Source organism: Caulobacter sp. GW821-FHT10E02 (assembly GCF_059415225.1).
Window position 1 is genome coordinate 571,624 of the sequence record NZ_JBWKMV010000003.1, and the last position, 25,354, is coordinate 596,977.

Sequence of the window (25,354 nt, forward strand, 5' to 3'; positions counted from 1 at the left end):
GGCAGATTGCGGCCGTTCGCCTTTCTGGAGACTCGACATGAAGACCCGCGCCGCCGTCGCTTTCGCCGCCAAGCAGCCGCTGGAGATCGTCGAGGTCGATCTCGAAGGGCCGAAGTACGGCGAGGTAATGGTCGAGATCAAGGCGACCGGCGTCTGCCACACCGACGCCTACACCCTGGATGGCCTGGACAGCGAAGGCATCTTCCCCTCGATCCTGGGCCACGAGGGCGCGGGCGTGGTGGTCGAGGTCGGCCCCGGCGTCACCTCGGTGGCCGTCGGCGACCACGTGATCCCGCTCTACACGCCCGAATGCCGCCAGTGCAAAAGCTGCCTCAGCGGCAAGACCAACCTCTGCACGGCGATCCGCGCCACCCAGGGCAAGGGCCTGATGCCGGACGGCACCAGCCGCTTCTCGTACAAGGGCCAGGCCATCGCCCACTACATGGGCTGCTCTACCTTCTCGAACTACACGGTGCTGCCCGAGATCGCGGTGGCCAAGATCCGCCGCGACGCGCCGTTCAAGACCGCCTGCTACTGCGGCTGCGGCGTGACCACGGGCGTGGGCGCGGTGACCAACACAGCCAAGGTCGAGCCGGGCGCCAACGCCATCGTCTTCGGCCTGGGCGGCATCGGCCTGAACGTCATCCAGGGCCTGAAGCTGGTCGGCGCAAACATGATCGTCGGCGTCGATCTCAACCCGGATCGCGAGGAGTGGGGTCGCAAGTTCGGCATGACCCACTTCGTCAACCCGAAGACCATCGACGGCGATCTGGTTCAGCACCTGGTGGCCCTGACCGACGGCGGCGCGGACTACACCTTCGACGCCACCGGCAACACCACGGTCATGCGCCAGGCGCTGGAAGCCTGCCATCGCGGCTGGGGCGAGAGCATCATCATCGGCGTGGCCGAGGCAGGGAAGGAGATCTCCACCCGTCCGTTCCAGCTGGTCACCGGCCGCGTCTGGAAAGGCACGGCCTTCGGCGGCGCGCGCGGCCGCACCGACACGCCCAAGATCGTCGACTGGTACATGGACGGGAAGATCCAGATCGACCCGATGATCACCCACGTCCTGCCGCTGGAAGACATCAACAAGGCCTTCGACCTGATGCACGCCGGCGAAAGCATCCGCACCGTCGTGACGTTCTAGGCCGATGACCGTCGAGATCCTGAACACCCACCGCGTTGCCGGCGGCACGCTGCGCTATTGCCGGCACGCCTCGACCAGCACCGGCACGCCGATGAAGTTCACGGTGTGGACGCCCGACGGGGAGGGGCCTTTCCCCTATCTCGTCTGGCTGTCGGGCCTGACCTGCACCGAGGACAATTTCACGGTGAAGTCGGGCGTCTATGCCCATGCCGCCAAGCACGGCGTGGCGATCGTCGCGCCCGACACCTCGCCGCGCGGCGAGGGTGTCGCGGACGATCCAGCCTACGATCTGGGGCAGGGCGCCGGCTTCTATGTCGACGCCACCCAGGCTCCGTGGGCGCCGCACTTCAAGATGTACGCCTATGTCACCGGCGACCTGCTGATGGCGGTCGACGGCGCCTTCCCGCTGGATCCGGCGCGCCGGGGCGTCTTCGGCCACTCGATGGGCGGCCACGGCGCGCTGACTGTCGCCCTGCGCAACCCGGACCTCTTCAAGTCGGTCAGCGCCTTCGCGCCGATCGTCTCGCCGCTGAACTGCCCGTGGGGCGACAAGGCGATGACCGCCTATCTCGGCCCGGATCGTGCGCTGTGGCGGGCCCACGACGCCTGCGCCCTGATCGAGGACGGGGCGGGGGAGAGCTTCGACGAGATCCTGATCGACCAGGGCCTGGCCGACAGCTTCCTGGAAAGCCAGCTGAAGCCCGAACTGATCGAAGCCGCCGCAGCCAATGCCGGCCGCAAGGTCACGATCCGCCGCCAGGACGGCTACGACCACAGCTTCTTCTTCATCACGACCTTCATCGGCGAGCACCTGGATTGGCACGCCGCAAGGCTCTGAACATTGACTCCGCTATGCCCCTTCGGCATAAGCCACCCCTTCACGCCGCCGGCTTGCCGGACGGCGCGGAAAACTTATGACGGATTGACCCGAAGCCGCCGTTGAGATCGCACCTCTTTTCAAGGGGAGCCGGCACGGATCGAATAGAAGAGTGACCTATGTCCAAGCGCCATAGCGCCAAGTACAAAATCGACCGCCGCATGGGTGAAAACCTGTGGGGCCGTCCGAAGTCCCCGGTCAACCAACGCTCGTACGGTCCTGGCCAGCACGGCCAACGCCGCAAGCAGAAGGTTTCGGACTTCGGCCTGCAGCTGCGCGCCAAGCAAAAGCTGAAGGGCTACTACGGCAACCTGACCGAGAAGCAATTCTCGCGCACCTACGAGGAAGCTGCTCGCCGCAAGGGCAACACCTCGGAGAACCTGATCTCGCTGCTCGAATCGCGCCTGGACGCCATCGTCTATCGCGCCAAGTTCGTGCCGACCGTGTTCGCCGCCCGCCAGTTCGTGAACCACGGCCACGTGACCGTGAACGGCAAGCGCGTGAACATCCCGTCGTACCGCTGCAAGCCGGGCGACGTGATCGCGGTCCGCGAAAAGTCGCGCAACATGGCTCTGGTCCTGGAAGCGGTCGCCTCGAACGAGCGTGACTTCGCCGAGTACGTCTCGGTCGACGCCAAGGGCCTGTCGGCTACCTTCGTCCGCGCTCCGGAACTCTCGGAAGTTCCGTATCCGGTGAAGATGGAACCGAACCTGGTCGTCGAATTCTACGCTTCGTAAGCGTCGGATCCGAACCAACGGAAAAGGCCTCGGAGCGATCCGGGGCCTTTTTTGTTGCCTCCTTAAGGGCCGGGCGGCCCTTGAAAGCGCCTTGAGACCATCCCAGGTTAGTTGGGCGGGACCGGGCCCCTCTGGCGAGTGATGCAAGCACTCGTGATGTCGGACCGCATCGGGTGTTCTCGATGTTCTGGGTCCGGCCGCCACCGCCCCTCCCCCAAAGGCGCCGCCTGTCATCGAGGACACCCGTTCCATCCTTTTGGACCGGAGGTTCCGTATGCCCCTTCTGATGTGCCCCAACTGCGACGGCTCCATGCAGGCCGTGCAGCGCGCCAGCGTCGAGTTCGACATGTGCCCGCGCTGCCGCGGCGTCTGGCTGGACCGGGGCGAGCTTGAAAAGCTGATGTCCCTGGAGCGCGAGGAGACCCAGGCCGTCTACGGCCAGCCGCGCCCCTATACGCGTCCCGACCATCACCACGACCATGGCCACAAGCGCTACGACGATGACGACGATGACCGTCGCCGCCACGGCGCCCACGGCCACAAGAAGAAACGCTTCGACCTCTTCGACATCTTCGACTGACGATCATGAACCACTTCAAGACCTACCTGCTGCTGGCCGGCCTGACGGCGCTGTTCATGGGCGCGGGCTATCTGATCGGCGGCCCCGCGGGGATGCTGATCGCCCTGGCCTTCGCCGTGGCGCTGAACGCCTTCTCGTACTGGAACGCCGACAAGATCGTGCTGCGGACCTATGGCGCGCAGGAGGTGGACGAGAGCCACCCTGAGCCGCTGATCCGAAGTTATGCGATCGACGTGGCCGAGATGGCCGCCAAGGCCGGCCTGCCGCGTCCGCGCGTGACGGTGATCCAGAGCGACCAGCCCAATGCCTTCGCCACCGGCCGCGACCCGGCCCATGCCGCCGTCGCCGCGACGACAGGGCTGCTCAGCCTGCTGACCCGCGACGAGATCCGGGGCGTCATGGCGCACGAGCTGGCCCATGTGAAGAACCGCGACACCCTGGTCATGACCGTGACGGCGACCATCGCCGGCGCGATCTCGGCCCTGGCCAATTTCGCGTTCTTCTTCGGCGGCTCGCGGGACGAGGACAATCGCGGCGGCCTGATCGGCGCGATCGCCATCGCCATCCTGGCCCCCATCGCAGCCATGCTGGTGCAGATGGCCATCAGCCGGGCCCGCGAATACGAGGCCGACCGCATCGGCGCCGAGATCGGCGGCGACCCGGCCGCTCTAGCCCGCGCGCTGGAGAAGATCGAGGCCTATGCCCGTGGCGGCTATGTGAACCACGAGGCCGAGCGCAATCCGGCCACGGCCCACATGTTCATCATCAACCCGCTGAACGGGAAGGGCGCCGACAACCTGTTCTCGACCCACCCCTCGACCCGCAACCGCGTCGAGGCGCTGATGAAGCTGGGTGTGGGGCAGGGGACGATCGCGAGACGTCCTGCGCCGACCCTGGTCCCGCCCAGTGAAGGGCGGAACGCGGGGCCCTGGGGCTAGGGCGCGATCGGCAGCTGCCGATTATATTCCCAGACCCACGGCGTCCCCAGGTCGCCGAGCACCATCTTGGCGATCGTCGGATAGAGCCGCTGGCCGACGCCGCTGTTGCTGAACAGCACGACGCAACGCTTGCCCCTCTCGACGCAGCCCAGGTGGTTGTCGGTGATGTCGTTGTGGCCGCCCTTGAAGAAGGCGTGGCCCTGCGGACCGTCATAGACCACCACGCCGATGCCTGCGGCCAGGCCGATCTTGGCGTTGGCGGGGTTGTCCTTGATCAGGAACGGCGGGAACTGGCTCTCGCTGACGATCGGGAAGCTTGGCTTGTCCAGTTCGGCGCGGGCCTTGGCCGAAAGGCCCCAGCCCGAGACCAGAGCCGCCGCCAGCTTGCTCATGTCGGTGATCGTGGTGTCCAGCGAGCCGGCCGCACGGACGCTGGAGCGGTCGTCATGCTCCTGCCACTTGCCGTCTTCCTGGATGCCGTCGGCCAGGTTGCCCTTGAAGTCGTCGCGCCAGATCATGCTGGAGCGGGTCATGCCTAGCGGCTGGAAGATCCGGCGGTTCATCTCGTCGCCGACCTTCAGGCCCAGGCTCTCCTCGATGACGAACTGGGCCAGGTTGATGCCTTCGTTGGAGTAAGCGTAGCGGGTCCCCGGCTCGAGGTTGAAGCGGAACTTGTTCTCCGGGTCATAGAACCGCTGGTCGGCCAGGCCCGAGCTGTGGGTCAGCAGGCGGCGGATGGTGATCGTCTTCCAGCGCTCGTCGACGCCGAGGTCGGCATATTTCGGATAGGCGGGCAGGGGTTTGGGCAGGTAGTCGGCGATCGACTTGTCGAGATCGATCTTGCCGTCGTCGACCAGCATCAGGACGTAGTAGGCGAAGGTCAGCTTGGTGATCGACGCCGCGTACATGATCGTGTCGGTCTGCAGCGGATCGCCCTTCGCGTTGCGCACGCCCTTGGCGACCACGTGGGCGACCTTGCCGTTGTCGATCACCGCGACAGCCAGGCCCGGGACCTTGCTGACGGCCAGCAGCCGGTCGATCTCGGCGTCGAGCTTCTTGTAGTCGGTGGCGGCGTGGGCGGGGGCGGCCCCAAGCGAGGCAAAGGCGCTGGCCAGCGACGCGGCCAGGACAACAGAACGAAGACGCACGATACTCTCCCCAAGGACTGGCCATGTCGCCAGCGGTGGGCGATCTTCACCGCAATTCGGGCGGCTCGTACAGAGGTCGATGAACGTCGTTTTCTCGCGCAGAGGTTTTGTGCTTACCGGAGCGGCTCTGACGCTGGCCGGTTGCGCGACGACGCCCGCTCTGCTGGTCGCAGCGCCGGGCGAGGCCTTCCCGGAACTGGAGCCGCTGCTGGCGGCGCACGCCGGCCCGGACGCCCTGACGATCCGGGTGACCTCGAAAGGCTGCGCGGCCAAGGCCGACTTCGTGTTCCGCGTCGATCGCAAGGGCGGCCACGCGGTGGTCGCCTTCGCGCGTAGGCGGGTGGAGCTGTGCAAGGGGCCGGCGGGTTCGGCCGAGCTGCGGTTCACCTATGACGAGCTGGGCCTGACGCATGCCGATCGCATCTTCATCGCCAACAGGGTGCTTAGCCCTTCGGCGTGAAGCGCTCGATCATCCAGGGCAGCACGCGGGCCGGACGTTTGGCGGCGACGTCGATCAGCACCCAGTCGGTGCGGCTCTGGGCGCACATCTCGCCGTCGGGACCGTCGATGCGGACATAGCGCTCGAAGCGCGGGCCCTTCAGTTCGCCGACCCAGGTGTAGCCGGTGGCGATTTCGCCCGGCAGCAGTTCGCGGCGATAGTCGATCTCGTGGCGGCGCGCGATCCAGCTCCAGGGCGCGCGCTGCTCTTCGCTGGCCCAGGCTTCCCAGTGGGCGATGGCCAGGTCCTGGGCCCAGCCCAAATAGACCACGTTGTTGACGTGGCCGTTGGCGTCGATGTCCGACGCCTTGGGCTCGAAGGTCAGGGAATAGGCGTCAGAGGGAGGCGTAAAGACCCGGCTCAAGCCGCGATGACGCCCTGCTCGGTGAAGAAGGTCTTCAGTTCGCCCGACTGGAACATCTCGCGGATGATGTCGCTGCCGCCGACGAACTCGCCCTTCACATAGAGCTGCGGGATGGTCGGCCAGTCGGTGAAGGTCTTGATGCCCTGGCGCAGGTCGTCGTCCTGCAGGACGTCGACGCCGATGAACTCGACGCCCAGGTGATCGAGGATCTGGACGACCACCGACGAGAAGCCGCAGCGCGGCTGGTCCGGCACGCCCTTCATGAACACCACGACCGGATTTTCGGCCACGGTCTTGGCGATGAAGTCGATGGCGGGGGAGGAGGCGACGTCGGTCATGGCGGTGGTCCTGGAACTCAAGCCTTTCAGCTAGGCGCCGTCAGCCCCCTGGTCAAGTGCGGCTGGCCGCCTTCTCGCGTTCCTGGGCCGAGAAGCGAGCCATCTCGATCTGCGCGCAGACGCCGTTGGGCAGGTCGCGCTCGACCACGGCGGCCAGGCGCTCGACGTCGGCGCGGGTGTCGGCGGTGATGCGGACGGTCGACAGCGACGGCTCGGTCAGGGCGTAGCCCAGGCAGATATCCTCGCCGGCCCATCCTTGGGTGGCGTGCAGGAACTCATAGCCGCCGATGTCGGCGAGGGGGTCGGACCGGCGCCGCCACAGGGAAGGCTTCGGGCCGGCGATCTCGCCGCCCTCGCGCAAGGCCTGGGGCCAGAAGTCCTCGCCGATCACCGCGAAGTCGTGGGTCGAGGCATGGCGGATGCGGTTGCGCTCGGCCCAGCCGGACGACAGGTTGAACGGCGAGGAGATGGCCGTGACCAGGCCGCTTTTCAGCAGGCGCGGATCGATGTCGCCGCGGCTGGCGATCCCCAGGCCGCGCAGGGCGTCGCCCTCGACCAGCGTACGCACGCCAGCCTCGAAGGCGGTCGGCAGGGCCGGGGCCAGCGGGTCGTTGATCAGGACGAGGTCCAGATAGTCCAGCGCCAGGCTGTCGAACGCCGACTGCAGCAGGCTGTCGACGGCCTGCTGGCCCAGGGCCGCCGCGTCGCCGCGTATGCGCCAGGTCAGGAACAGCAGGTGACGCTCGACGCTGGCGAACGCCTCGGCGGCGCCCTTCAGCAGCTCGGGCGAGTCGCCCTCGACCTGGAAGCTGTTGATGCCGTTTTCCAGCGCCGTGAAGATCAGGGCGCGCCATTCGTTGGCCCGGAGGCGCGAGCTTTCGGCCAGGCGCAAGGTCAGCGCCGAGACCGCCATGCCCGTGGTTCCGAAGGGACGATAGCGCACCGGGTCTCCCTATTCCGCCGGGGCGGCGGTTTCGAGGGCCAGGGCGTGCAGCGTGCCGCCCAGCACGTCGGCCAGGGCCTTGTTGACCAGCTGGTGCTGACGCACGCGGTTCAGGCCCTTGAAGGCCGGCGAGACGATGCGCGCCTTCCAGTGGTCGTTGTCGCCGGCCAGGTCGGTCAGCACGATCTCGGAATCGGGGAAGGCCGTGGTGAGGCGGGCCTCGAGCTCGGCGTGGGACATGGGCACTGGGAAGGCTCCGGTCTCTTAAGGGCTTATGTGGCCGGGATTCCTTAACAACGCGCCTAAGCTGACAGCGTTGGTCACGACGGTCCACGACGATATGCGCGAGATTTAATTGAATTCGCCGCTGGGCGCACGGCATGTAGGCGCCATGATCCGTCTTTCTGCGCTGATCGCCGCCGCGATCCTCTCCGCCGCCGCGCCGGCCCTCGCCGCTCCCGGCGACAAGGCCATCGACGATATCCGCATCCTGTCCGCCGACGACATGCAGGGCAGGGCGCCCGGCACGCCGGGTTCGGAGAAGGCGCGGGCCTATATCCTGGGCCGCTTCGCCGAGATCGGCCTGTCGCCGATCGGCGACAAGTTCGAGCAGTCGTTCGAGTTCGCCAAGCGCGACGGGACCAAACTGCAGGGCGTCAACCTGGTGGCCCGCATCAAGGGGACGCAAGGCGGCAAGGCCATGGTCGTCTCGGCCCACTACGACCACCTGGGCGTCCGCAACGGCGAGATCTACAATGGCGCCGACGACAACGCCTCGGGCGTGGCGGGCCTCTTGGCCGTGGCCGAGGCCTTCAAGGCCAAGCCGCCCAAGCACGACGTGATCCTGGCGGTGGTCGACGCCGAGGAGAGCGGCCTGCGTGGCGCCAAGGCCTTCGCCGCCGCCCCGCCGGTCCCGCTGGAGACCATCGCGCTGGACGTCAATTTCGACATGCTAAGCAAGAACCCCAAGAACGAGCTCTATGTCTCGGGGACTTCGCCGTTCCCTTATCTGAAGCCGATCCTGGTCAAGGTGGCCACGACCGCGCCGGTGACCCTGAAGCTGGGCCACGACACCGACGCCGACGGCAAGCAGAACAACTGGACCAACCAGTCCGACCACTACGCCTTCGGCGAAAAGGGCGTGCCGTGGGTCTATTTCGGCGTCGAGGACCATCCCGAATATCATAAGCCTACGGACGACTTCGCGACCGTGCCCCAGGACTTCTTCAAGCGCTCGGTGGCGACCGTGGTCCAGGCCAGCCTGGCGCTGGAGAAGGACCTCGACGACGTGGCCAAGGCGTCGGGACGCTAAACCTCGGGTTTTGTTTGGATTTCCGCGCGACCAATTGTCGCCGCGACTGGCGAAGCTAGGCAATCTTTCCTTATTCTGGCGAGGTCCATCGTGATTCAAACCAGCGTTAGGAGAACGCGATCAGCCCGGGCGTCCTGAGAGACCGGATCTTCAAAACCGCGCCGACGGTGGCCCTTATCGTGGGGGCGGCCATGGCGATGGACTATCTGGTCAACATCGTCTTGCTGAACGCGCCCGAGGCCTATACGCCGCTGGCGACCCTGGTGATCTCGCTGGTGGTGGCCACGCCCTTGGCCTACTGGCTGACCAGCCAGCGCCTGCGGGTCGAGCGGATGCGCGATGACCTGACCGCCAGCGTCGCGGCCAAGCAGAAGGCCATCGAGGAGGTCCAGGCGGCCCTGGCCAAGGCCAGCGAGGCCGAGCGCCTCTACCGCCTGCTGGGCGACAACCTGACCGACCACGTGGCCCTGTGGTCGCCGAAGGGCGAGCGGGTCTACAGCTCGCCCAGCATCGAGCGCATCACCGGCTACACCCACGACGAGTTCATGGCCCTGCCGCCCCAGGCCATGGTCAGCGAGGCCGACTTCAACCGCGTGCAGGGCGTGATCCGAGGCCTGATCCCCGGCGGGCCACCGGTCCACGCCGACTACGAGTCCATCCGCAAGGACGGCCGGATCATCTGGCTGGAGAGCTCTTATTCGCGGCTGGGCGACGGCTCGAACATCCTGCTGGTCACCTCGCGCGACATCACCGAGCGCAAGCTTCTCGAGATCGACCTCGCCAAGGCCCTGGAACTGGCCGAGCAGGCCTCGGCCGCCAAGTCCGACTTCCTGGCCAACATGACCCATGAGCTGCGCACGCCGCTCACCGCCATCATCGGCTTCGCCGAGGTGCTGCGCCGCTCGCGCGACCTCTCCAAGACCGCCGCCCGCCAGGTCGGCCACATCCTGGACGCCAGCAACACCCTGCTCAGCGTCGTCAACGACGTGCTGGACTTCTCACGGCTGGAGGCCGGCGGACTGGAGCTGGACCCCGCGCCGTTCGACCCGGCGGCCATGGCCTCGTCCTGCGCCGCCCTCGTGGAGGAGCGCGCCGTCGCCAAGGGCCTGGTCATCAAGGTCAAGACCAGCAAGGGCCTCCGGCCGATGAACCTGGACGGGCCGCGCCTGTCGCAGGTGCTGCTGAACTTCCTGTCCAACGCCGTGAAGTTCACGGCCCACGGCGCGATCACCGTGGCGCTCAGCCAGAAGGTCGAGGGCGACGCGGCGGTGCTGCGCGGCGAGGTGATCGACACCGGCATCGGCATCGCGCCCGAGCACTTGGACAACATCTTCGACCGTTTCTCGCAGGCCGACGCGGCGGTCTCGCGCCGGTTCGGCGGCACGGGTCTGGGCCTGGCCATCTCGCGCCGCATCGTCGAGCGCATGGACGGCAGGATCGGCGTCGACAGCGCCGAGGGGCGGGGCTCGACCTTCTGGTTCGAGGTCCGGGGTCCGCTGGCCGAGCTGACCGCGCCCGAGGAGCACGCCGCCCCGCTGCTGGACGGCGAGGCCGGGGTGCGCCTGCTGCTGGTCGAGGACAACGCGGTCAATCGCGAACTGATCAGGACCATGCTGGAGCCGTTCGGCGTCGACGTGGAGACCGCCAACGACGGCGTCGCCGGCGTCGAGGCCATGCGCCAGGGCCAGTTCGACCTCGTCCTGATGGACGTGCAGATGCCGGTCATGGACGGCCTGACCGCCACCCGCGAGATCCGGGCCATGGAAGGCGCGCGCGGCGCGGCCACCCCGATCGTGGCGATGACGGCCAACGTCCTGCCCGAACAGATCGCCACCTGCCTGGCGGCGGGCATGGACGATCATCTGGGCAAGCCGATCAATCCGACGAAGCTGCTGGAGACGGTGGCGCGGTGGTCCGGCCGGACGCACGCGGCCTAGTCGCGCGCCTCTCGCCAGTGCGGATAGGTGACATAGGCCGTCACCGCGCCGTTCTCGTGTGAGCGTATGGTCACCGCCTCGCCCTTGGGCATGTAGATGATCTCGCCGGGACCGGCGGTGACCGTGCCCGCCTCGGTCGAGACCGAGATACGGCCTTCCAGGACGACCATCACGTCGTCGACGGCCAAGGTCTCGCCGAGGCTCTGGTCGGGCCCGTACCGTCCGTAGCCGACGGTGATCGCCCCGCCGTCGCGCTCGTCGACCAGATTGCCAGCGAAGATGTCGGCGTCCTGGCCGGGCGAGCGCTCCATTGGCGCGTCGGCGATCGTGAAACCGCGAACCTTCATCGTCGTCTCCATCCCGTGCGCTAGGATAGAGACGCGGCGGCGAGAAGGTTCCGCGCTAGTCGACGCAGATCGCGCCGGTCGACTTGCCGTTCACGACCTTGGCGTAGCAGCCGAACTGGCGATTGGTCTTCTGGCACTGGCCGGTGACGTCGCCCGTGGCTTCGAGATTGCCTTCGAGGATGCAGTTACCCTCGCACTGGCTCTTGTCGGTGCAGGCCTTGCCGGCGTCGGCATAGGGCGTGACGCAGGTCGGGATCTGGGCCTTGCCGACCGGCTGGATCGAGCCGCCCTTGGCCGAGCACTGGGCCGCCAGGGTCTGGGCCGACGGAGCGGCCGGCTCGGCGGTCGGGGCGCAGGCCGCGAGCATGAGAGCGGCGACGGCGGTGAGGGCGAGGATACGCATCGTACTCGGTCTTTCTCTTAGGCCTTGGGGGCGTTCATGTAGCCCGGCAGCCAGGCCTCGTGGGCCGTGCGCAGGGTATCCAGCGGAACGCTGAAAAGGTCCTTCGACGCGAAGTCGTTCCCGCCCGCGACACCAGCCAGGTTGGCGTGGACGCCGGCTTCCTTGGCCGCTTCCAGCACCGCGTCCGGGTCCGGGGTGGCGATCAGGTAGCGGGCTTGGTCCTCGCCCAGCAGGTAGGGGTGGGCGTGGGCGGCGCTGGTGGCGTTCAGGGTGACGCCGACCTTGCTGGCCAGGGCGATGTCGGCCGCGGCGATCAGCAGGCCGCCGTCCGACAGGTCGTGGACGCCCGCGACGAGGCCCGAGCTGATCAGGCCGCGCACGAAGTCGCCGTTCTTGCGCTCCAGGGCCAGGTCGACCGGCGGCGGGGCGCCGTCCTCGCGGCCCAGGATCTCGCGCAGATAGATCGAGGCGCCCAGCTCACCGTGGGTCTCGCCGATCAGCACCAGGGTGTCGCCCTCGGTGACCGAGCCGAAGCCGGTGCGCAGGTCGTAGTCTTCGAGCAGGCCCACGGCGCCGACGGTCGGGGTCGGCGGAATGGCGACGCCGTTGGTCTCGTTGTAGAGGCTGACGTTGCCCGACACGACCGGGAAGTCCAGCGCGCGGCAGGCCTCGGCCATGCCGTCGGTGGCGCGGACGATCTGGCCCATGGTCTCGGGCTTTTCGGGGCTGCCGAAGTTCAGGTTATCGGTGATGGCGATCGGCAGGGCGCCGGCGGCCGTCAGGTTGCGCCAGGCTTCCGCCACGGCCTGCTTGCCGCCTTCATAGGGGTCGGCCTGGACGTAGCGCGGGGTGCAGTCGCTGGTGACGGCGATGGCCTTGCCCGTGCCGTGGATGCGCACGATGCCGGCGTCGCAGCCGGTGGCGCTGTCTTCCAGGGTGTCGGCCATAACGTGGCGGTCGTACTGCTCCCACAGCCAGCGCTTGGAGGCCATGTCGGGGCAGCCGACGATCTTCAGGACCGCTTCGTTCCAGTCGATCGGGGCGGGGATCTTGGCGGGGTCGAGGCGGGCGTCCAGCTTGGGCTGCACCCACGGACGGTCATACAGAGGCGCGTCGTCGAACAGCGGAGCCAGCGGCACGTCGCAGACCGTCTCGCCGTGATGCTTCAGCACCAGGCGGCCGGTGTCGGTGGTGTAGCCGATGACGGCGGCGTCCAGGCCCCACTTCTCGAAGATGGCGTGGCCGTCCTGCTCGCGGCCGGGCTTCAGGACCGCCAGCATGCGCTCCTGGCTTTCCGACAGCATCATCTCGTAGGCCGACATGCCTTCTTCGCGCTGCGGGACCATGTCCATGTTCAGCTCGATGCCGACGCCGCCCTTGCCGGCCATCTCGACCGACGACGAGGTTAGGCCCGCCGCGCCCATGTCCTGGATGGCGGCGACCGCGCCGGTGGCCATCAGTTCAAGCGTGGCTTCGATCAGCAGCTTCTCGGCGAAGGGGTCGCCGACCTGGACCGTGGGGCGCTTCTCCTCGGAGTCCGCGGTGAACTCGGTCGAGGACATGGTCGCGCCGTGGATGCCGTCGCGGCCGGTCTTTGAGCCGAAATAGACGACCGCCAGGTTCGGGCCCGGGGCGGCCGAGTAGAAGATGCTGTCGGCCTTGGCCAGGCCCACGCACATGGCGTTGACCAAGATGTTGCCGTTGTAGCCCTTGTGGAAGTTGGTCTCGCCGGCGACCGTGGGCACGCCCACGCAGTTGCCGTAGCCGGCGATGCCGGCGACCACGCCGTCCACCAGGCGCTTGGTCTTGGGGTGGTCGGGCTCGCCGAAGCGCAGGGCGTTCAGGAGAGCGATCGGCCGCGCGCCCATCGTGAAGACGTCGCGCATGATGCCGCCCACGCCCGTCGCCGCGCCCTGATAGGGCTCGATGTAGGACGGGTGGTTGTGGCTCTCCATCTTGAAGATGATCGCGTCGCCGTCGCCGATGTCGATAACGCCGGCGTTCTCGCCCGGTCCGCAGATGACGCGCGGCCCGTCGATCGGGAACTTCTTCAGCTGGTTCTTGGAGGACTTGTACGAGCAGTGCTCGGACCACATCACCGAGAAGACGCCCAGCTCCACCAGGTTGGGCTCTCGGCCCAGTCGGGCCAGGACGACGTCATATTCGGCGGGTTTCAGGCCGAACTCGGCGGCCAATTCGGCCATGGGCTTTTGGGGCGTGCTCATGGGCGCGCCTTCTAACCCGGTCGCTTAGATTCCGCTACAGGCTGTGACTTTTCTTGGCTGCTGAACACGGCCGCTACATCGACTTGATCAGCCGCTCCAGGTGGGCGCCGCCTTCGCCGAGCCAGTAGTCGATCACCACGCCGCCCTTTTCGACCGAGCCCATGCGCAGCGAGACGCCGATGACCACGGCGCCAAAGAGGGCCAGCAGGATCAGCAACAGGTTCAGAACGGGATTCACGCCCGAGCGCTTGCGGCGCTTGGCCCAGACGGGCACGCCGCTGACATAGGTTTCGGGGAACCGAACTTCGGGGTCGGCCATGGTGATATTAACTCTGTGTGTGATCGAAGGCTCCGCCGACGCCTTCGCATTTCCTTGTTCGGTAAGACTTGCGCGACCCGAAACGGGGATTCCAGTTCTCTCCCCCATACGGTGCGGCTTAACCTTAATTCTCTAGCTCTGGGCGAAAGCTTTGCCTTAAGCGCGACGAGGACGGGGCTGATCCTTGCGGAACCGCCGTGGCGCCTGGGTTTCTGGATGAATCTCTGAAAAATCCGCAGCTTAGCTGGAAATAAGGCGACTCCACCGTAGGAACGGCGCGAGTCCGGGCTCGTTCTATCTCCGTGCGTCACGAGCGCGCTGTGTAGAAGGAGTAAGCCCGATGGCTGACAACAACCGCAATCCGCAGCAGCAGAACGACCAACAGCGCCGAACGCTCGGCCAGCAGCAGCAGCAAGGGCAGCCCAGGCAAGACGAGCCCAGGCCGAACGAGCAGGGCCGCAACCCTGGCGGCCAGGCCAACCGGCAGGATGACAATGTCAGGCGCGGCGACCGCTGACCTGATCGACACCCTCTCCGTAGAAGGAAGGCCGGCGGCGACCCCGCCGGCCTTTCTCGTTTCTATTTCTCGACCACCGGCAGCGAGATGAAGCTGGCCGCGTCGCCGCTGTGGAACACCCGCTGCGTGGCCTTCACGTAGTCGGCCGGCTTGGCGAAGAAGATGTTCGGCACGAAGGTCTGCGGGTTGCGGTCATAGAGCGGGAACCAGCTGGACTGCACCTGCACCATGATCCGGTGGCCGGCCTTGAACACGTGGTTCGTGGTCGGCAGGCCGAAGCGGTAGGGCAGGGGCTTGTCCGGCGTGATCGCCTTGGGATCGCTGTAGCTCTCGCGATAGCGGCCGCGGAAGATGTCCATCGACACCGCCAGCTGGTAGCCGCCCATCTCGGGCTGGGCCGGGACCATGTCCGGATAGACGTCGATCAGCTTCACCACCCAGTCGCTGTCCGTGCCGCTGGTCGAGGCGATCAGGTTGACCAGAGGTTCGCCCGAGATCTGCACCGGGGCGGTCAGGACGTCGGTGGTGAAGGTCAGGACGTCGGTGCGGCCCGACGGTTCGCGTTGGTCGTCGACCAGCCACTGCGTCCAGGTGAACGGCGGGACGTAGCCGGTCGGCTGGCTGGGGCGCGACCGGTACGGCACGGGCTTGGCCGGATCCGAGACGTACTCGTCATAGGCCGCTCCAGCGGCGGGCGGGCTGAACGACAGCTTGCCGCCGGCCTGCAGGTAAAGCGCCTTGGGCTTGGCCGCGCAGGTCTCGCAAGAGACCGGCCACGACGGCAGCTTGCGCCAGGTGTTGGTCCCGGTCTCGAAGGCGTTGACCGTTGCGATGTCGGCGGCTGGGGCGTCGTCCTTCAGGTAGCGGGCCAGGAACGGGGCCAGGATTTCGTGGCGGAACTGCTTGGCGGTGTCGGCGTCCCACTTGATCGCGCCCAGCGACGAGCCCTCCTCGATCTGCTGGCCGTGGAACCAGGGCCCCATGGCCAGGAAGACCTTGTCGCCGTTGGTGTCGAGGGGCTTGAGCGCCTTGTAGACCGCCGGGGCGCCGTAGATGTCCTCCTGGTCCCACAGGCCGTGGACCAGCATGACCGGCACCTTCAGCGGCTGCTTGGCCAGGACCTTGTCCATGGCCTGCTCCTGCCAGAAGGCGTCATAGGCCGGGTGCTCGGTGATCTTCTTCCAGAAGCCGACCTGGTCCAGGCCCCGCTGGCGACCCAGTTCGCCGGCCGAGCCGGCGCGCATGTAGAGGTCGTAGTCGTCCTGGGTGTTGCTCCACCACTTGGCGCTGTTGTCGCGCGTGGCCTGCTGCTCCCAGACATAGGGCATGTTCTGCTGGCGGAAGGCGCCGTGGTGGAACCAGTCGTCGCCCATCCAGCCGTCGACCATCGGGTTCATCGGCACCGAGACCTTCAGGGCCGGGTGCGGATTCACGAGGGCCATCAGCGGCAGGAAGCCGTCGTACGAGATGCCCAGGATGCCGACCTTGCCATTGGTCTCGGCGATGTTCTTCACCAGCCAGTCGATGGTGTCATAGGTGTCGGTGGCGTGGTCGACCTTGGTCGGGTTCAGCGGCCCTTGCAGGGGCCGGTTCATCACGTAGTCGCCTTCCGAGCCGTACTTGCCGCGCACGTCCTGGACGACGCGGATATAGCCGCCCTCGACGATGACGTCGGCGGCGTTGTCGTAGCCCTGCAGCACGGCCGCGAGCGTGCCGCTGGCGGCGTGGCTGGTCAGCTCGGTAGCGTTGTAGGGCGTGCGGGTCAGCAGGATCGGCGCGCGCTTGGCGCCCTTGGGGACCAGGATGACGGTGTGCAGCTTCACCCCGTCGCGCATCGGGATCATCACGTCCCGCCGCTCGAAGTCGAAGCCCTCGGTCGACTCGACCAGCTTGGCGGGGGTCTCGTTGTAGGCGCCCGGCTTAGGGGCCTTCTGCGCGTGGACGGCGCTGGTCATCAGCAGCACCGCGAGGCTCGCGGCGCCGAAAGTCTTTCCGATGTGCATGTGTTGGTCCCTCTCCCGGCCGGACGTTGGCGCGTCCGGCCGGGGTTGGCAACCAGCGCGGCGGCTACTTGGCCTCCACCACCGGCAGTTCGATGAAGCTGGCGTCAGCACCGCTGTGGAACACCCGCTGGGTGGCTTTCACGTAGTCAGCGGGCTTGGCGAAGAAGATGTTCGGCACGAAGGTCTGCGGGTTGCGGTCGTAGAGCGGGAACCAGCTGGACTGGACCTGCACCATGATCCGGTGGCCTGGCTGGAAGGTGTAGTTCGCGGTCGGCAGGATGAACTGATACTTCAGCGGGGTGTTGGCCTTGATCGGCTTGCCCTCGGTGAAGCCCTCGCGATAGCGGCCGCGGAAGATGTCCATGCCCACGGCAAGCTGGTAGCCGCCCAGTTCGGGCTGGCTGGGGACCTCGTCCGGATAGACGTCGATCAGCTTCACGACCCAGTCGCTGTCGGTGCCGCTGGTCGAGGCCGTCAGGTTGACCTTCGGCACGCCGGCGATCTTCAGCGGCTCCTTCAGCGGCTCGGAGGTGTAGGTCAGCACGTCCGGACGGCCGTCGACGCCGCGCTGGTCGGTGACCAGCCACTGGGTCCAGCGGCTGCGGTCGCCGAACTGCATCGGACGCGGGATGTAGGGGACCGGCTTGGCCGGGTCGGAGACGTACTCGTCATACGCCGCCGCGCCCTTGGCCGCCGCCGGGGCGTCGAAGCCCAGGCCGCCCTTGGCTTCCAGGTACAGATTCTTGGTCTTGCCCTGTGGCCAGCTGGCGTAGCGGTTCCACTTGTTCTGGCCCGGGTCGTAGATCAGCACCGGCGGGGTGTCGGCCTTGGTCGCGCCCTTCAGGTGCTGGTCGAAGAAGGGCTTGAGCACATCGCGGCGGAACTGCAGGGCGGTGTCGCCGTCCCACTTGAACGGGCCGAGGTTGAAGGCGTCGTAGTTGACTTGGCTGTGCCGCCAAGGGCCCAGCACCAGGTAGTTCATGTCGTTGTTGGCGTCCTTGGACTCCAGCGCCGGGTACGAGTGCACCGCGCCCCACATGTCCTCCTGGTCCCACAGGCCCTGGATCCACATGGTCGGCACCTTCAGCGGCGTCTTCTCCATGGTCTTGTCGAGGGCCTGCTCGCTCCAGAAGCTGTCATAGGCCGGGTGCTCGCTGATCTTCTTCCAGAAGGGCAGGGCGTCCAGGCCGTGGTTCTTGGCGTAGTCGCCGGCCGAACCCTCGTTCAGGAAGTTGGCGTAGTCGTCATAGCCCTGGCGCTGCACGCCATCGCCCGCGCCGCGCACCGTGGTCTGGCCGGTGATGTAGTCGAAGTTCGGCTGGCGGAAGGCCCCGTGGTGGAACCAGTCGTCGCCCATCCAGCCGTCGACCATCGGGCTCATCGGCGCGGCGGCCTTCAGGGCCGGGTGCGGATTGACCAGCGCCATGACGACCGTGAAGCCCTCGTACGAGGACCCCAGCATGCCGACATTGCCGTTGGTCTCCGGCACGTTCTTCACCAGCCAGTCGATGGTGTCGTAGGCGTCGGTGGAGTGGTCGACCTCGGACGAGTTCAGCGGGCCCTTCAGTGGGCGCGTCATCACGTAGTCGCCTTCCGAGCCGTACTTGCCCCGGATGTCCTGGAAGACGCGGATATAGCCGCCGTCGGCCACGAACACCTCGTCGCCCTGGGCCAGGGTCGAGACCATCTTGGAGCTGTCGTTGCGGGCGGCGCGCTTGGCGGCGTTGTAGGGCGTGCGGGTCAGCAAGATGGGCAGGTTCTTGCCGCCCTTGGGGATCACGATGACCGTGTAGAGCTTGGTCCCGTCGCGCATCGGGATCATCACGACGCGCTTTTCGTAGTCGTAGTTGACCTTGGCGGCGACGTACTTGCCGGCGATGTCCGGCGCCATCGGCGAGGTCTGCGCATGGGCGACGGCTGCGCCGAAAGCGGCGACGGCCACGGCGGCCAGCAGGCCGGCGCGCAGGGTGGAGACGAGACTCATGGATTGGCCCTCCTCAAAGAGGCGGGCACCTTAGGCCTGGGATTTTGGAGCTGCTACACTGTAACAGCAGTCTTCAGCCCACTTTTTGATCCGTGGGCTGAGCCGCGTCAGGCGCTCTGGAAGATGCTGCGGAACAGCACCGCGCCGTCGTCCGAGCCCAGGTCCGGATCGAACGAGCGGTCGGGGTGGGGCATCAGGCCCAGGACGTTGCCGCCCTTGTTGACGATGCCGGCGATGCCGCGCGCCGAGCCGTTCGGGTTCTGCTTGTAGCGGAACACCACCTGGCCCTCGCCCTCGATCCGGTCGAGGGTCTCTTCGTCGGCGTAGTAGTTGCCCTCGCCGTTACCGACGGTCATGACCGCGTCGCGTTGCTCGCCATAGCCGGCGGTGAAGCGGGTCTGGCCGTTGACGATGTCGAGGTCGATGGCCTTGCAGACGTACTTGAGGCCGGCGTTGCGCAGCAGGGCGCCGGGCAGCAGGCCAACTTCCGTCAGGACCTGGAAGCCGTTGCAGATGCCGACCACAGCGACGCCCTTTTCGGCGGCCGCGACGACTTCCTTCATGACCGGGCTCTGGGCCGCCATGGCGCCGCAGCGCAGGTAGTCGCCGTACGAGAAGCCGCCGGGCAGGACGATCAGGTCCAGGTCGTCCGGCAGCGCCGTCTCCTGGTGCCAGACCATCTCGACACGGGCGCCCGCGGAGCGCTCGATGGCGACCTTGCAGTCGCGGTCACAGTTCGAACCGGGGAATACGACGACGGCGGCTTTCATGGCGCGGGCCTGTAGCACCGTTCGTATAGATTTGTCATCCCAGCGAAAGCCGGGATGACAGGTTCTTAGGCGCACTCATCCAGCTCGGGCGCCACCGGCTCGCCCGTCGGCGCGGGAAACGGCGTCCTGAACGTGAACGCCGCCGGCGTCGGCCCATGGGCCTTCAGCAGCGCCAGCTTCTCCAGCGCCTCTTCGACTGTCGGCTCATGACCTGCCGGGACCCACCACAGGGCCATGTAGGTCTCCATGTGCTCGAACCATTCCTTGCGGCGGCGCATGATCTCGATGTGGCCGCTGCGGTAGACGAACGCGCCCAGCGACGGGATGTCCTCCCATACCGACAGGTTCGGGATGAACAATGGATCGCCATCGATCGCCAGGTCGGTGGCGTTGTTGCCGTCGCCCTTCAGCCGCCAGACGAAGCCGGGAGAACCCTCGGCCAGCGCGTTGATGCGGTCGAGATTGTCGGCGAAGTCCTTGATCATCGGATGGTCGATCGCCGCCTTCAGGCGTCCGACATTGACCTGCGCCAGATGCCACATGTTCCGTGCTCCTCCCGTATCGACGACTAGGGAGCTGGGCTTGGCCGGCCCGATCCGCAAGGGTCGCCGATCATTGTTCGTTGGTCGAGGCTGGCTTTCCGTCATCCTTGACCTTGCGGCCCTTGCCCGAGCCGGGCGGCGCGGTGGCCGGCCAGCGGGCCTCCAGCAGCCGGTCGAACCGCAGCCAGGCGTAGCTGGCCTTGTCCGACTGGTTGCCGCCCAGGATCAGGTAGCCCTTGGCGGCGTTCTCGCCAGCATAGAAGCCGACGTGGCCTTGCCAGCCGGTCTTCGATCCTCGCCAGAAGACCATCACCGCGCCCGGCTGGGGCGTGCTCGGCGAGCCGAACTTCAACCAGCTGCGCGCGCCCAGCGGATTGGCCGGCAATGGCTCGTTGCCCAGGCTGGAGCCGATGCAATGGGCGGTGAACAGGCCGCACCAGGCGACGTCGTCGCCGTCATAGTCGATGTCGAGGTTCTCGGCCCATCGCATGATGTCCGGGTTGTCGGCCGCGCCGGGCGCTTCGCGCACGCCGATCAGGCGCTTGGCTTCGATCAGCCAGGGCAGGGCGGGATCGTCCAGGACGTTGTCGGGCGGGCTGTCGTCCAGGCCCAGCGCCTTCAGGGTCTTGGCGCCGACGACCCCATCGACCAGCAGGCCGCTGGCCTTCTGGAAGTCGCGAACCGCCGCGGCGGTCCTGCGGCCCCAAATCCCGTCTATATTGCCCGGATCGAAGCCGCGCGCGGCCAAGGCCGTCTGAATCTGAAAGATCGTCACGTCGCCACCCTCCCGCAACAGCGTTGCGAGAAGGTGCACGTTCAGATTGTTTTTGTCGACACTCGCCTTTTAGGCGATTTCGATGCGGTAACTTTCGATGACCGTGTTGGCCAGCAGCTTGTCGCACATGGTCTTGACCTCGGCCTTGGCGGCCTCCGCATCCGTGGCGTCGAGATCGAATTCGATGACGCGGCCGACGCGGGCGTCCTTGACCGACGGCCAGCCCAGGCCATGCAGGGCGTTCTCGACAGCCTTGCCCTGGACGTCGAGCACGCCGGGCTTCAGGAACACGTGGACGGTGGCTTTCACTGACAGGTTCTCCCCGCGCGGCCTTCGGGCTTCGCGCTGCTTCCAGATGAAGGGCTTAGTGCACGCCGCCTTGGATGACGGTCGGCATTTCCTTCATGATCCCCAGGCGGCGGGCCACCTCGGTATAGCTTTCGATGACGTTGCCCAGGTCGCGGCGGAAGCGGTCCTTGTCCAGCTTCTCGCTGGTGACCGAGTCCCACAGGCGGCAGCTGTCGGGGCTGATCTCGTCGGCCAGGATGATCCGCGAGAAGTCGCCTTCGTAGATGCGGCCGAACTCGACCTTGAAGTCCACCAGCGTGATGCCGACCGCGCTGAACAGGCCCGACAGGTAGTCGTTCACCCGCAGGGCCGTGGCCATCATGTCGTCGATCTCCTGGGTGGCGGCCCAGTTGAACGCGGTGATGTGTTCCTCGGAGACCATCGGGTCACCGAGCTTGTCGTCCTTGTAGTAGAACTCGATGATCGAGCGGGGCAGGGGCTGACCCTCGGTCAGGCCCAGGCGCGTGGCGATCGAGCCGGCGGCGATGTTGCGCACCACGACCTCGAGCGGGATGATCTCGACTTCCTTGATCAGCTGCTCGCGCAGGTTCAGGCGGCGGATGAAGTGGTTCTGGACGCCGATCGAGTTCAGGCGAGTCATGATGTACTCGCTGATCCGGTTGTTGATGACGCCCTTGCCTTCCAGGATGGCTTTCTTCTGAGCGTTGAAGGCGGTCGCGTCGTCCTTGAAGTACTGGATGAGGGTGCCGGGCTCGGGGCCCTCGTACAAGATCTTGGCCTTGCCTTCGTAGATCTTCTTGCGACGGGTCGTCATGGCTCTCGTCGAGGCCCTTCTGTAAGCGCGCGCCGCTCCTCGAGGCCGGAAAGTTCCGGAGAAACGAAAAGCGCGCGCGGCGGATAGCTGCGCGCGGCATTCGACTCAAGGCCGCTCACTGGAAATATCGTGCGGAACCTACCTGAATCAGCACGCCCGCGCAAACGAAGGACAGCTTTCGGTCCGGGTTTTGGTCTATGGTCGGAACTGGAAACGTCGCCTGCGGCTTATCCGCCGATTGCGGCGGAGAGCGCCACGATATATGCAGCCGGCTCAGACGACTTTGGGGCCTTCATGACCACCTTCGACGACCGCGAACAGGCTTTCGAAAACAAGTTCGCTCACGAGCAGGAGCTTGAATTCAAGGCGACCGCGCGCCGCAACCGCCTGCTGGGCGAATGGGCCGCCGGCCTCATGGGCCTGGCGACGGTCGAGGAGTACGCTCGCGCCGTGGTGAAGTCCGACTTCGAACAGCCGGGCGACGAGGACGTGCTGCGCAAGGTCTTCCAAGACCTGTCGGGCTCGGGCGTCTCCGCCTCGGAAGGCGAGGTCCGCATGAAGATGGACGAACTGCTGGCGGTGGCCCGCGAGCAGATCAAGGCCGGCGAGTAAGCTTCGCCGCGGTCGATCCCGCGGGATCGATTCGATTTATTCTAAAAGCCCGGCGCAGGTCCCCGACCTCGCCGGGCTTTGTCGTTCAAGGGCTTCCGCTAGGTCAGCCGAGCGTGCGCGGACCGTATACACTTTTTAGTTGTTAGAAATTCAAATTTTCGCCCAGGTTTTATCTGGCGCTCGAAAAGGGATGGATCAATGTGCCCGCCGGGCGGTCGTCGGGACCGCCAGAATGGGAGGACGTCCAATGAGCGCTGAAGCTGGAACTCTCCATACCCAGAAGACCGCCAGCGATGTGATCGGTCTGTATTTCGTCAAGGCCGTGGTCGGGAACACGGGCCTGCCGGGCGCGCCGGTCGTCAATCTGGCCCTGTCGGTTCAGGCCGCCTCGGGGCATGTCGCCGGCATCGCCGAGATCAGCCAGGCCATCCCGGGCGGCACCCACCGCTTCCCGGTGACCGGCCAGATCTATCAGACGGGCTTTGGTCCCAACCACCAGCTGGTCTCGCTGAACGGAGAGTTCGTCTACAGCGTGCCGCCGCCCGCCATCGGCTCGTTCATCGCCAAGTTCACGTCGGCCCTGACGGTTGACCAGGAGTGGAACGGTTCGGGCGGCTTCAACTACGTGACCACCCACGTCGAGAACGTGCCGGTGAAGAAGATCTCCTAAATCCGATCGTTTCGGATCCCCCACCCACCCCCTTCCGGGACTACTCGGAAACCCAACTGCCCGCGTCGTCTCTTGAGACGGCGCGGGCTTTCTCTTTGGGGCCTACCAGATGCGCGAGCGCTTCTCCGGCGGGAGGTAGAACTTGTCGCCCGGCTTGACGCCGAAGGCCGCGTACCAGGCGTCGACATTGCGCGTCGGGCCGATGACCCGGAAGTTCGACGGCGAGTGCGGGTCCGACGCCATCTGCTGCTTCAGGGAGTCCGGACGCGACTTGTCCTGCCAGGCCTGGGCGAAGGCCAGGAAGAAGCGCTGGTCGCCGGTCATGCCGGCCACGACCGGCGCGGGCTTGCCCTTCAGCGAGGCGTGGTAGGCGTCATAGGCCACCTGCAGGCCGGCCAGGTCGGCGATGTTCTCGCCCATGGTCAGCTTGCCGTTGATGAACATGCCGGGCACGGCCTCGTAAGCGTCGTACTGCTTGCCCAGCACGTCGGCCTGGGTCTCGAAGCGCTTGGCGTCCTCGGCGGTCCACCAGTCACGCAGCTTGCCGGTGTCGTCGATCTTGCGGCCCTGGTCGTCGAAGCCGTGGCTGATCTCGTGGCCGATCACCGCGCCGATCGCGCCGTAATTCACGGCCGGGTCGGCGGCCGGATCGAAATAGGGCGCCTGCAGGATGCCGGCCGGGAACACGATCTTGTTCTCCAGCCCGCCATTGTAGGCGTTCACGGTCTGCGGGGTCATGCCCCACTTGGCGTGGTCGACCGGCTGGCCCAGGTCTGACAGGGCGTAGGCCCACTCGAAGGCGCCGCTGCGGCGGACATTGCCGTAGAGGTCGCCGGCGTCGAGCTTCAGGGCCGAATAGTCGCGCCACTTGTCGGGATAGCCGACCATGACGGTCATCTTCTTCAGCTTGGTCAGGGCCGCCTGCTTGGTGACCGGGGCCATCCACGGCGCCTTCTCGATGCGCTCGGCCATGGCGACCTTCAGATTGGCGATCAGGTCGACCATCTGGGCCTTGGACGAGGGCGGGAAGTACTTGGCGACATAGGTCTGGCCGACCACCTCGCCCAGGCTGCCGTCCACCAGGGTCACGCCGCGCTTCCAGCGCGGGCGCAGGGTGGTCTGACCGCTCAGCACCTTCACATATTCGAAGCGGCTGTCGACGAAGCGCTTGGAGAGGTAGGGCGACATCTCCTGCACGCCCTGGACGGTCTGCCAGGCCTTGAGGGTCTCCAGCGGCGTGGCGGCGAACAGCTTGGCGATGTCGCGGACGGCGGTCTTCTCGCCCAGCACCACCTGGCTGCGGCCGGTGATGCCCGCGGCGGCCAGATAGTCCGCCCACGGAACCTCGGGGGCGTAGGTCTGCAGCTCGGTCAGCGAGACGGGGTTGTAGACCTTGTCGATGTCGCGGCGGTCGGCGACCGGCCAGCTGACCTTGGCGATGGCGGTCTCGAAGGCGATGACGTCGGCGGCCGTCTTAGCCGGGTCGGCATAGCCGGCCATCTTCAGCGCCCGCTCGGCGAAGACCTTGTAGGCGTCCAACTGCGGCTTGAAGCCGTCGGTCAGATAGTAGTCGCGGTCGGGCAAGCCCAGGCCCGACTGGCCGATATAGAGCGTGTTGATCTCGGGGGTCTTGGCGTCGGCGAAGATGTCCAGCGAGAACAGGTCGGGGCCGAAGCCGCCGTGGGCCGCGCCCAGGGCCTTGGCCATGTCGGCCTTCGACGAGATCGCCTGGATCTTCGCCAGGTCGGCCTTCAGCGGGGCGTCGTCGACCTGCTCGATCTTGGCCTCGTCGGTGAAGCTCTTGTACAGCGCGCCGATCTGGGTCGAGGCGTCGGCCGTCTCGATCAGGGTGCGCAGCTGGTCCTGCGAGCGGTTGAAGACGTCGTAGCCGACGCCGGCCGAGGGCTGGTCGGCGGGGATGGTCGTCTTCTTCTCCCAGCCGCCGTTGGCGTACTTGTTGAAGTCGTTGCCCGGCTTCACGGCCAGGTCGCGCGACGTCAGGTCGACGCCCCACGCGCCGTACATCGGCTTTTCGGCGGCGAAGGCCGCGCCGGAGATAGCGACCGCGGAAACGGCGGCCAGCAGGAAGATGCGCATGTGTTGGATTCCCCTCTAAGCGGCGGAGCCTGCCCCAATCGCGGCCGGCGTGCAGATGAATTTCCCGTAATGTGGCCGCCGGCTCGCCTTCCGGACGTCGATCGGCGCGCCTACGACCAAGAAGGTATTTCCTCGGTCGCGTTTTAG

27 protein-coding genes and 1 pseudogene are annotated in these 25,354 nt (G+C 66.6%); 11 read left to right on the forward strand and 17 right to left on the reverse strand.

Annotation, left to right across the window (positions count from 1 at the left end; genetic code table 11):
• Positions 1-37: 37 nt before the first annotated feature.
• The 5 genes from AC07NI_RS17855 to htpX all read left to right on the forward strand — a co-directional run bounded on the left by AC07NI_RS17855 (position 38) and on the right by htpX (position 4,279).
• Complete coding sequence (locus AC07NI_RS17855) at positions 38-1,147, forward strand: S-(hydroxymethyl)glutathione dehydrogenase/class III alcohol dehydrogenase (protein WP_494621520.1); 1,110 nt, start codon at positions 38-40, stop codon at positions 1,145-1,147.
• 4 nt (positions 1,148-1,151) lie between these two features.
• A complete protein-coding gene (gene fghA / locus AC07NI_RS17860; protein WP_494621522.1) occupies positions 1,152-1,985 on the forward strand; it encodes an S-formylglutathione hydrolase in 834 nt (277 codons plus the stop codon).
• A 158-nt stretch (positions 1,986-2,143) separates the two neighbouring features.
• Complete coding sequence (gene rpsD / locus AC07NI_RS17865; protein WP_172263139.1) at positions 2,144-2,761, forward strand: 30S ribosomal protein S4; 618 nt, start codon at positions 2,144-2,146, stop codon at positions 2,759-2,761.
• A 274-nt stretch (positions 2,762-3,035) separates the two neighbouring features.
• Complete coding sequence (locus AC07NI_RS17870; protein ID WP_494621524.1) at positions 3,036-3,341, forward strand: TFIIB-type zinc ribbon-containing protein; 306 nt, start codon at positions 3,036-3,038, stop codon at positions 3,339-3,341.
• A 5-nt stretch (positions 3,342-3,346) separates the two neighbouring features.
• Positions 3,347-4,279, forward strand: coding sequence for a zinc metalloprotease HtpX (htpX, locus tag AC07NI_RS17875; RefSeq protein WP_494621526.1), 933 nt, complete (start codon positions 3,347-3,349; stop codon positions 4,277-4,279).
• Here htpX and AC07NI_RS17880 read toward each other — a convergent pair.
• Positions 4,276-5,427, reverse strand: coding sequence for a serine hydrolase domain-containing protein (locus AC07NI_RS17880; protein ID WP_494621528.1), 1,152 nt, complete (start codon positions 5,425-5,427; stop codon positions 4,276-4,278). The genes htpX and AC07NI_RS17880 overlap by 4 nt on opposite strands.
• A gap of 109 nt (positions 5,428-5,536) precedes the next feature.
• Here AC07NI_RS17880 and AC07NI_RS17885 point away from each other — a divergent pair, with 109 nt between their 5' ends.
• On the forward strand, positions 5,537-5,887 hold the full coding sequence (locus tag AC07NI_RS17885; RefSeq protein WP_494621530.1) for a hypothetical protein: 351 nt from the start codon (positions 5,537-5,539) through the stop codon (positions 5,885-5,887).
• Here the strand turns inward: AC07NI_RS17885 and AC07NI_RS17890 are convergent.
• Genes AC07NI_RS17890 through AC07NI_RS17905 form a run of 4 tightly spaced genes read right to left on the reverse strand, consistent with a single transcriptional unit; the run spans position 5,871 to position 7,817 of the window.
• On the reverse strand, positions 5,871-6,290 hold the full coding sequence (locus tag AC07NI_RS17890) for an acyl-CoA thioesterase (RefSeq protein WP_494621532.1): 420 nt from the start codon (positions 6,288-6,290) through the stop codon (positions 5,871-5,873). The genes AC07NI_RS17885 and AC07NI_RS17890 overlap by 17 nt on opposite strands.
• Positions 6,287-6,628, reverse strand: coding sequence for a Grx4 family monothiol glutaredoxin (gene grxD, locus AC07NI_RS17895; protein ID WP_494621534.1), 342 nt, complete (start codon positions 6,626-6,628; stop codon positions 6,287-6,289). The genes AC07NI_RS17890 and grxD overlap by 4 nt, the downstream gene beginning before the upstream one ends.
• Positions 6,629-6,680: 52 nt before the next feature.
• Positions 6,681-7,571 (reverse strand): aldo-keto reductase family protein, encoded by an 891-nt coding sequence (locus tag AC07NI_RS17900; protein WP_494621536.1) that lies wholly within the window; start codon positions 7,569-7,571, stop codon positions 6,681-6,683.
• A gap of 9 nt (positions 7,572-7,580) precedes the next feature.
• Positions 7,581-7,817, reverse strand: a complete 237-nt coding sequence (locus AC07NI_RS17905) for a BolA/IbaG family iron-sulfur metabolism protein (protein ID WP_494621538.1) — start codon at positions 7,815-7,817, stop codon at positions 7,581-7,583.
• 145 nt (positions 7,818-7,962) lie between these two features.
• On the opposite strand from AC07NI_RS17905, the gene AC07NI_RS17910 reads away from it, so the two are divergent.
• On the forward strand, positions 7,963-8,883 hold the full coding sequence (locus tag AC07NI_RS17910; protein WP_494621540.1) for a M20/M25/M40 family metallo-hydrolase: 921 nt from the start codon (positions 7,963-7,965) through the stop codon (positions 8,881-8,883).
• A gap of 119 nt (positions 8,884-9,002) precedes the next feature.
• Positions 9,003-10,820: a PAS domain-containing hybrid sensor histidine kinase/response regulator gene (locus AC07NI_RS17915; protein WP_494622266.1), complete on the forward strand. Its 1,818-nt coding sequence runs from the start codon at positions 9,003-9,005 to the stop codon at positions 10,818-10,820.
• Here AC07NI_RS17915 and AC07NI_RS17920 read toward each other — a convergent pair.
• The 4 genes and pseudogenes from AC07NI_RS17920 to AC07NI_RS17935 form a co-directional block, all read right to left on the reverse strand.
• Positions 10,817-11,167 carry an AraC family ligand binding domain-containing protein gene (locus AC07NI_RS17920; protein ID WP_494621542.1) on the reverse strand — a complete coding sequence of 117 codons (351 nt, stop codon included), beginning with the start codon at positions 11,165-11,167 and terminating at the stop codon, positions 10,817-10,819. The two genes, AC07NI_RS17915 and AC07NI_RS17920, sit on opposite strands and share 4 nt — an antisense overlap.
• 55 nt (positions 11,168-11,222) lie before the next feature.
• Entirely contained in the window at positions 11,223-11,570 is a 348-nt protein-coding gene (locus AC07NI_RS17925) for a hypothetical protein (protein ID WP_494621544.1), read from the reverse strand.
• A 17-nt stretch (positions 11,571-11,587) separates the two neighbouring features.
• Entirely contained in the window at positions 11,588-13,795 is a 2,208-nt protein-coding gene (purL, locus tag AC07NI_RS17930) for a phosphoribosylformylglycinamidine synthase subunit PurL (protein WP_494621545.1), read from the reverse strand.
• A gap of 118 nt (positions 13,796-13,913) precedes the next feature.
• Positions 13,914-14,114, reverse strand: a pseudogene (locus AC07NI_RS17935) (hypothetical protein); the annotation flags it as partial.
• 340 nt (positions 14,115-14,454) lie between these two features.
• Between AC07NI_RS17935 and AC07NI_RS17940 the strand changes: the two are divergent.
• Positions 14,455-14,631, forward strand: coding sequence for a hypothetical protein (locus tag AC07NI_RS17940; RefSeq protein ID WP_494621547.1), 177 nt, complete (start codon positions 14,455-14,457; stop codon positions 14,629-14,631).
• Between the two features lie 62 nt (positions 14,632-14,693).
• Here the strand turns inward: AC07NI_RS17940 and AC07NI_RS17945 are convergent, their stop codons facing one another.
• The 7 genes from AC07NI_RS17945 to purC form a co-directional block, all read right to left on the reverse strand.
• Positions 14,694-16,634: a CocE/NonD family hydrolase gene (locus AC07NI_RS17945; RefSeq protein ID WP_494621549.1), complete on the reverse strand. Its 1,941-nt coding sequence runs from the start codon at positions 16,632-16,634 to the stop codon at positions 14,694-14,696.
• Between the two features lie 64 nt (positions 16,635-16,698).
• A complete protein-coding gene (locus AC07NI_RS17950) occupies positions 16,699-18,618 on the reverse strand; it encodes a CocE/NonD family hydrolase (protein ID WP_494621551.1) in 1,920 nt (639 codons plus the stop codon).
• A gap of 107 nt (positions 18,619-18,725) precedes the next feature.
• A complete protein-coding gene (gene purQ / locus AC07NI_RS17955; protein ID WP_494621553.1) occupies positions 18,726-19,388 on the reverse strand; it encodes a phosphoribosylformylglycinamidine synthase subunit PurQ in 663 nt (220 codons plus the stop codon).
• A gap of 65 nt (positions 19,389-19,453) precedes the next feature.
• Entirely contained in the window at positions 19,454-19,930 is a 477-nt protein-coding gene (locus AC07NI_RS17960) for a DUF3291 domain-containing protein (protein WP_494621555.1), read from the reverse strand.
• A gap of 70 nt (positions 19,931-20,000) precedes the next feature.
• Positions 20,001-20,705: an NlpC/P60 family protein gene (locus AC07NI_RS17965; protein WP_494621557.1), complete on the reverse strand. Its 705-nt coding sequence runs from the start codon at positions 20,703-20,705 to the stop codon at positions 20,001-20,003.
• A 69-nt stretch (positions 20,706-20,774) separates the two neighbouring features.
• A complete protein-coding gene (gene purS, locus AC07NI_RS17970; protein ID WP_494621559.1) occupies positions 20,775-21,014 on the reverse strand; it encodes a phosphoribosylformylglycinamidine synthase subunit PurS in 240 nt (79 codons plus the stop codon).
• A gap of 55 nt (positions 21,015-21,069) precedes the next feature.
• The gene (gene purC, locus AC07NI_RS17975; protein ID WP_494621561.1) at positions 21,070-21,828 is read right to left on the reverse strand and encodes a phosphoribosylaminoimidazolesuccinocarboxamide synthase; all 759 of its coding nucleotides are present in this window, start codon (positions 21,826-21,828) and stop codon (positions 21,070-21,072) included.
• Between the two features lie 294 nt (positions 21,829-22,122).
• Between purC and AC07NI_RS17980 the strand changes: the two genes are divergently transcribed.
• Together AC07NI_RS17980 and AC07NI_RS17985 are read left to right on the forward strand one after the other, a co-directional pair.
• Positions 22,123-22,440, forward strand: coding sequence for a DUF1476 domain-containing protein (locus AC07NI_RS17980; RefSeq protein ID WP_494621563.1), 318 nt, complete (start codon positions 22,123-22,125; stop codon positions 22,438-22,440).
• Between the two features lie 247 nt (positions 22,441-22,687).
• Positions 22,688-23,110, forward strand: a complete 423-nt coding sequence (locus AC07NI_RS17985; protein ID WP_494621565.1) for a DUF1842 domain-containing protein — start codon at positions 22,688-22,690, stop codon at positions 23,108-23,110.
• Between the two features lie 102 nt (positions 23,111-23,212).
• Here the strand turns inward: AC07NI_RS17985 and AC07NI_RS17990 are convergent, their stop codons facing one another.
• On the reverse strand, positions 23,213-25,207 hold the full coding sequence (locus AC07NI_RS17990) for a M13 family metallopeptidase (protein ID WP_494621567.1): 1,995 nt from the start codon (positions 25,205-25,207) through the stop codon (positions 23,213-23,215).
• Positions 25,208-25,354: the final 147 nt, after the last annotated feature.

Bases quoted from the DNA above. Each gene is read 5' to 3' on its own strand.
- AC07NI_RS17855 (WP_494621520.1), top strand. From the start codon at position 38: ATGAAGACCCGCGCCGCCGTCGCTTTCGCCGCCAAGCAGCCGCTGGAG.
- fghA (WP_494621522.1), top strand. From the start codon at position 1,152: ATGACCGTCGAGATCCTGAACACCCACCGCGTTGCCGGCGGCACGCTG.
- rpsD (WP_172263139.1), top strand. From the start codon at position 2,144: ATGTCCAAGCGCCATAGCGCCAAGTACAAAATCGACCGCCGCATGGGT.
- AC07NI_RS17870 (WP_494621524.1), top strand. From the start codon at position 3,036: ATGCCCCTTCTGATGTGCCCCAACTGCGACGGCTCCATGCAGGCCGTG.
- htpX (WP_494621526.1), top strand. From the start codon at position 3,347: ATGAACCACTTCAAGACCTACCTGCTGCTGGCCGGCCTGACGGCGCTG.
- grxD (WP_494621534.1), bottom strand. From the start codon at position 6,628: ATGACCGACGTCGCCTCCTCCCCCGCCATCGACTTCATCGCCAAGACC.
- AC07NI_RS17910 (WP_494621540.1), top strand. From the start codon at position 7,963: ATGATCCGTCTTTCTGCGCTGATCGCCGCCGCGATCCTCTCCGCCGCC.
- AC07NI_RS17920 (WP_494621542.1), bottom strand. From the start codon at position 11,167: ATGAAGGTTCGCGGTTTCACGATCGCCGACGCGCCAATGGAGCGCTCG.
- AC07NI_RS17925 (WP_494621544.1), bottom strand. From the start codon at position 11,570: ATGCGTATCCTCGCCCTCACCGCCGTCGCCGCTCTCATGCTCGCGGCC.
- purL (WP_494621545.1), bottom strand. From the start codon at position 13,795: ATGAGCACGCCCCAAAAGCCCATGGCCGAATTGGCCGCCGAGTTCGGC.
- AC07NI_RS17940 (WP_494621547.1), top strand. From the start codon at position 14,455: ATGGCTGACAACAACCGCAATCCGCAGCAGCAGAACGACCAACAGCGC.
- AC07NI_RS17945 (WP_494621549.1), bottom strand. From the start codon at position 16,634: ATGCACATCGGAAAGACTTTCGGCGCCGCGAGCCTCGCGGTGCTGCTG.
- AC07NI_RS17950 (WP_494621551.1), bottom strand. From the start codon at position 18,618: ATGAGTCTCGTCTCCACCCTGCGCGCCGGCCTGCTGGCCGCCGTGGCC.
- purQ (WP_494621553.1), bottom strand. From the start codon at position 19,388: ATGAAAGCCGCCGTCGTCGTATTCCCCGGTTCGAACTGTGACCGCGAC.
- AC07NI_RS17960 (WP_494621555.1), bottom strand. From the start codon at position 19,930: ATGTGGCATCTGGCGCAGGTCAATGTCGGACGCCTGAAGGCGGCGATC.
- purC (WP_494621561.1), bottom strand. From the start codon at position 21,828: ATGACGACCCGTCGCAAGAAGATCTACGAAGGCAAGGCCAAGATCTTG.
- AC07NI_RS17980 (WP_494621563.1), top strand. From the start codon at position 22,123: ATGACCACCTTCGACGACCGCGAACAGGCTTTCGAAAACAAGTTCGCT.
- AC07NI_RS17985 (WP_494621565.1), top strand. From the start codon at position 22,688: ATGAGCGCTGAAGCTGGAACTCTCCATACCCAGAAGACCGCCAGCGAT.
- AC07NI_RS17990 (WP_494621567.1), bottom strand. From the start codon at position 25,207: ATGCGCATCTTCCTGCTGGCCGCCGTTTCCGCGGTCGCTATCTCCGGC.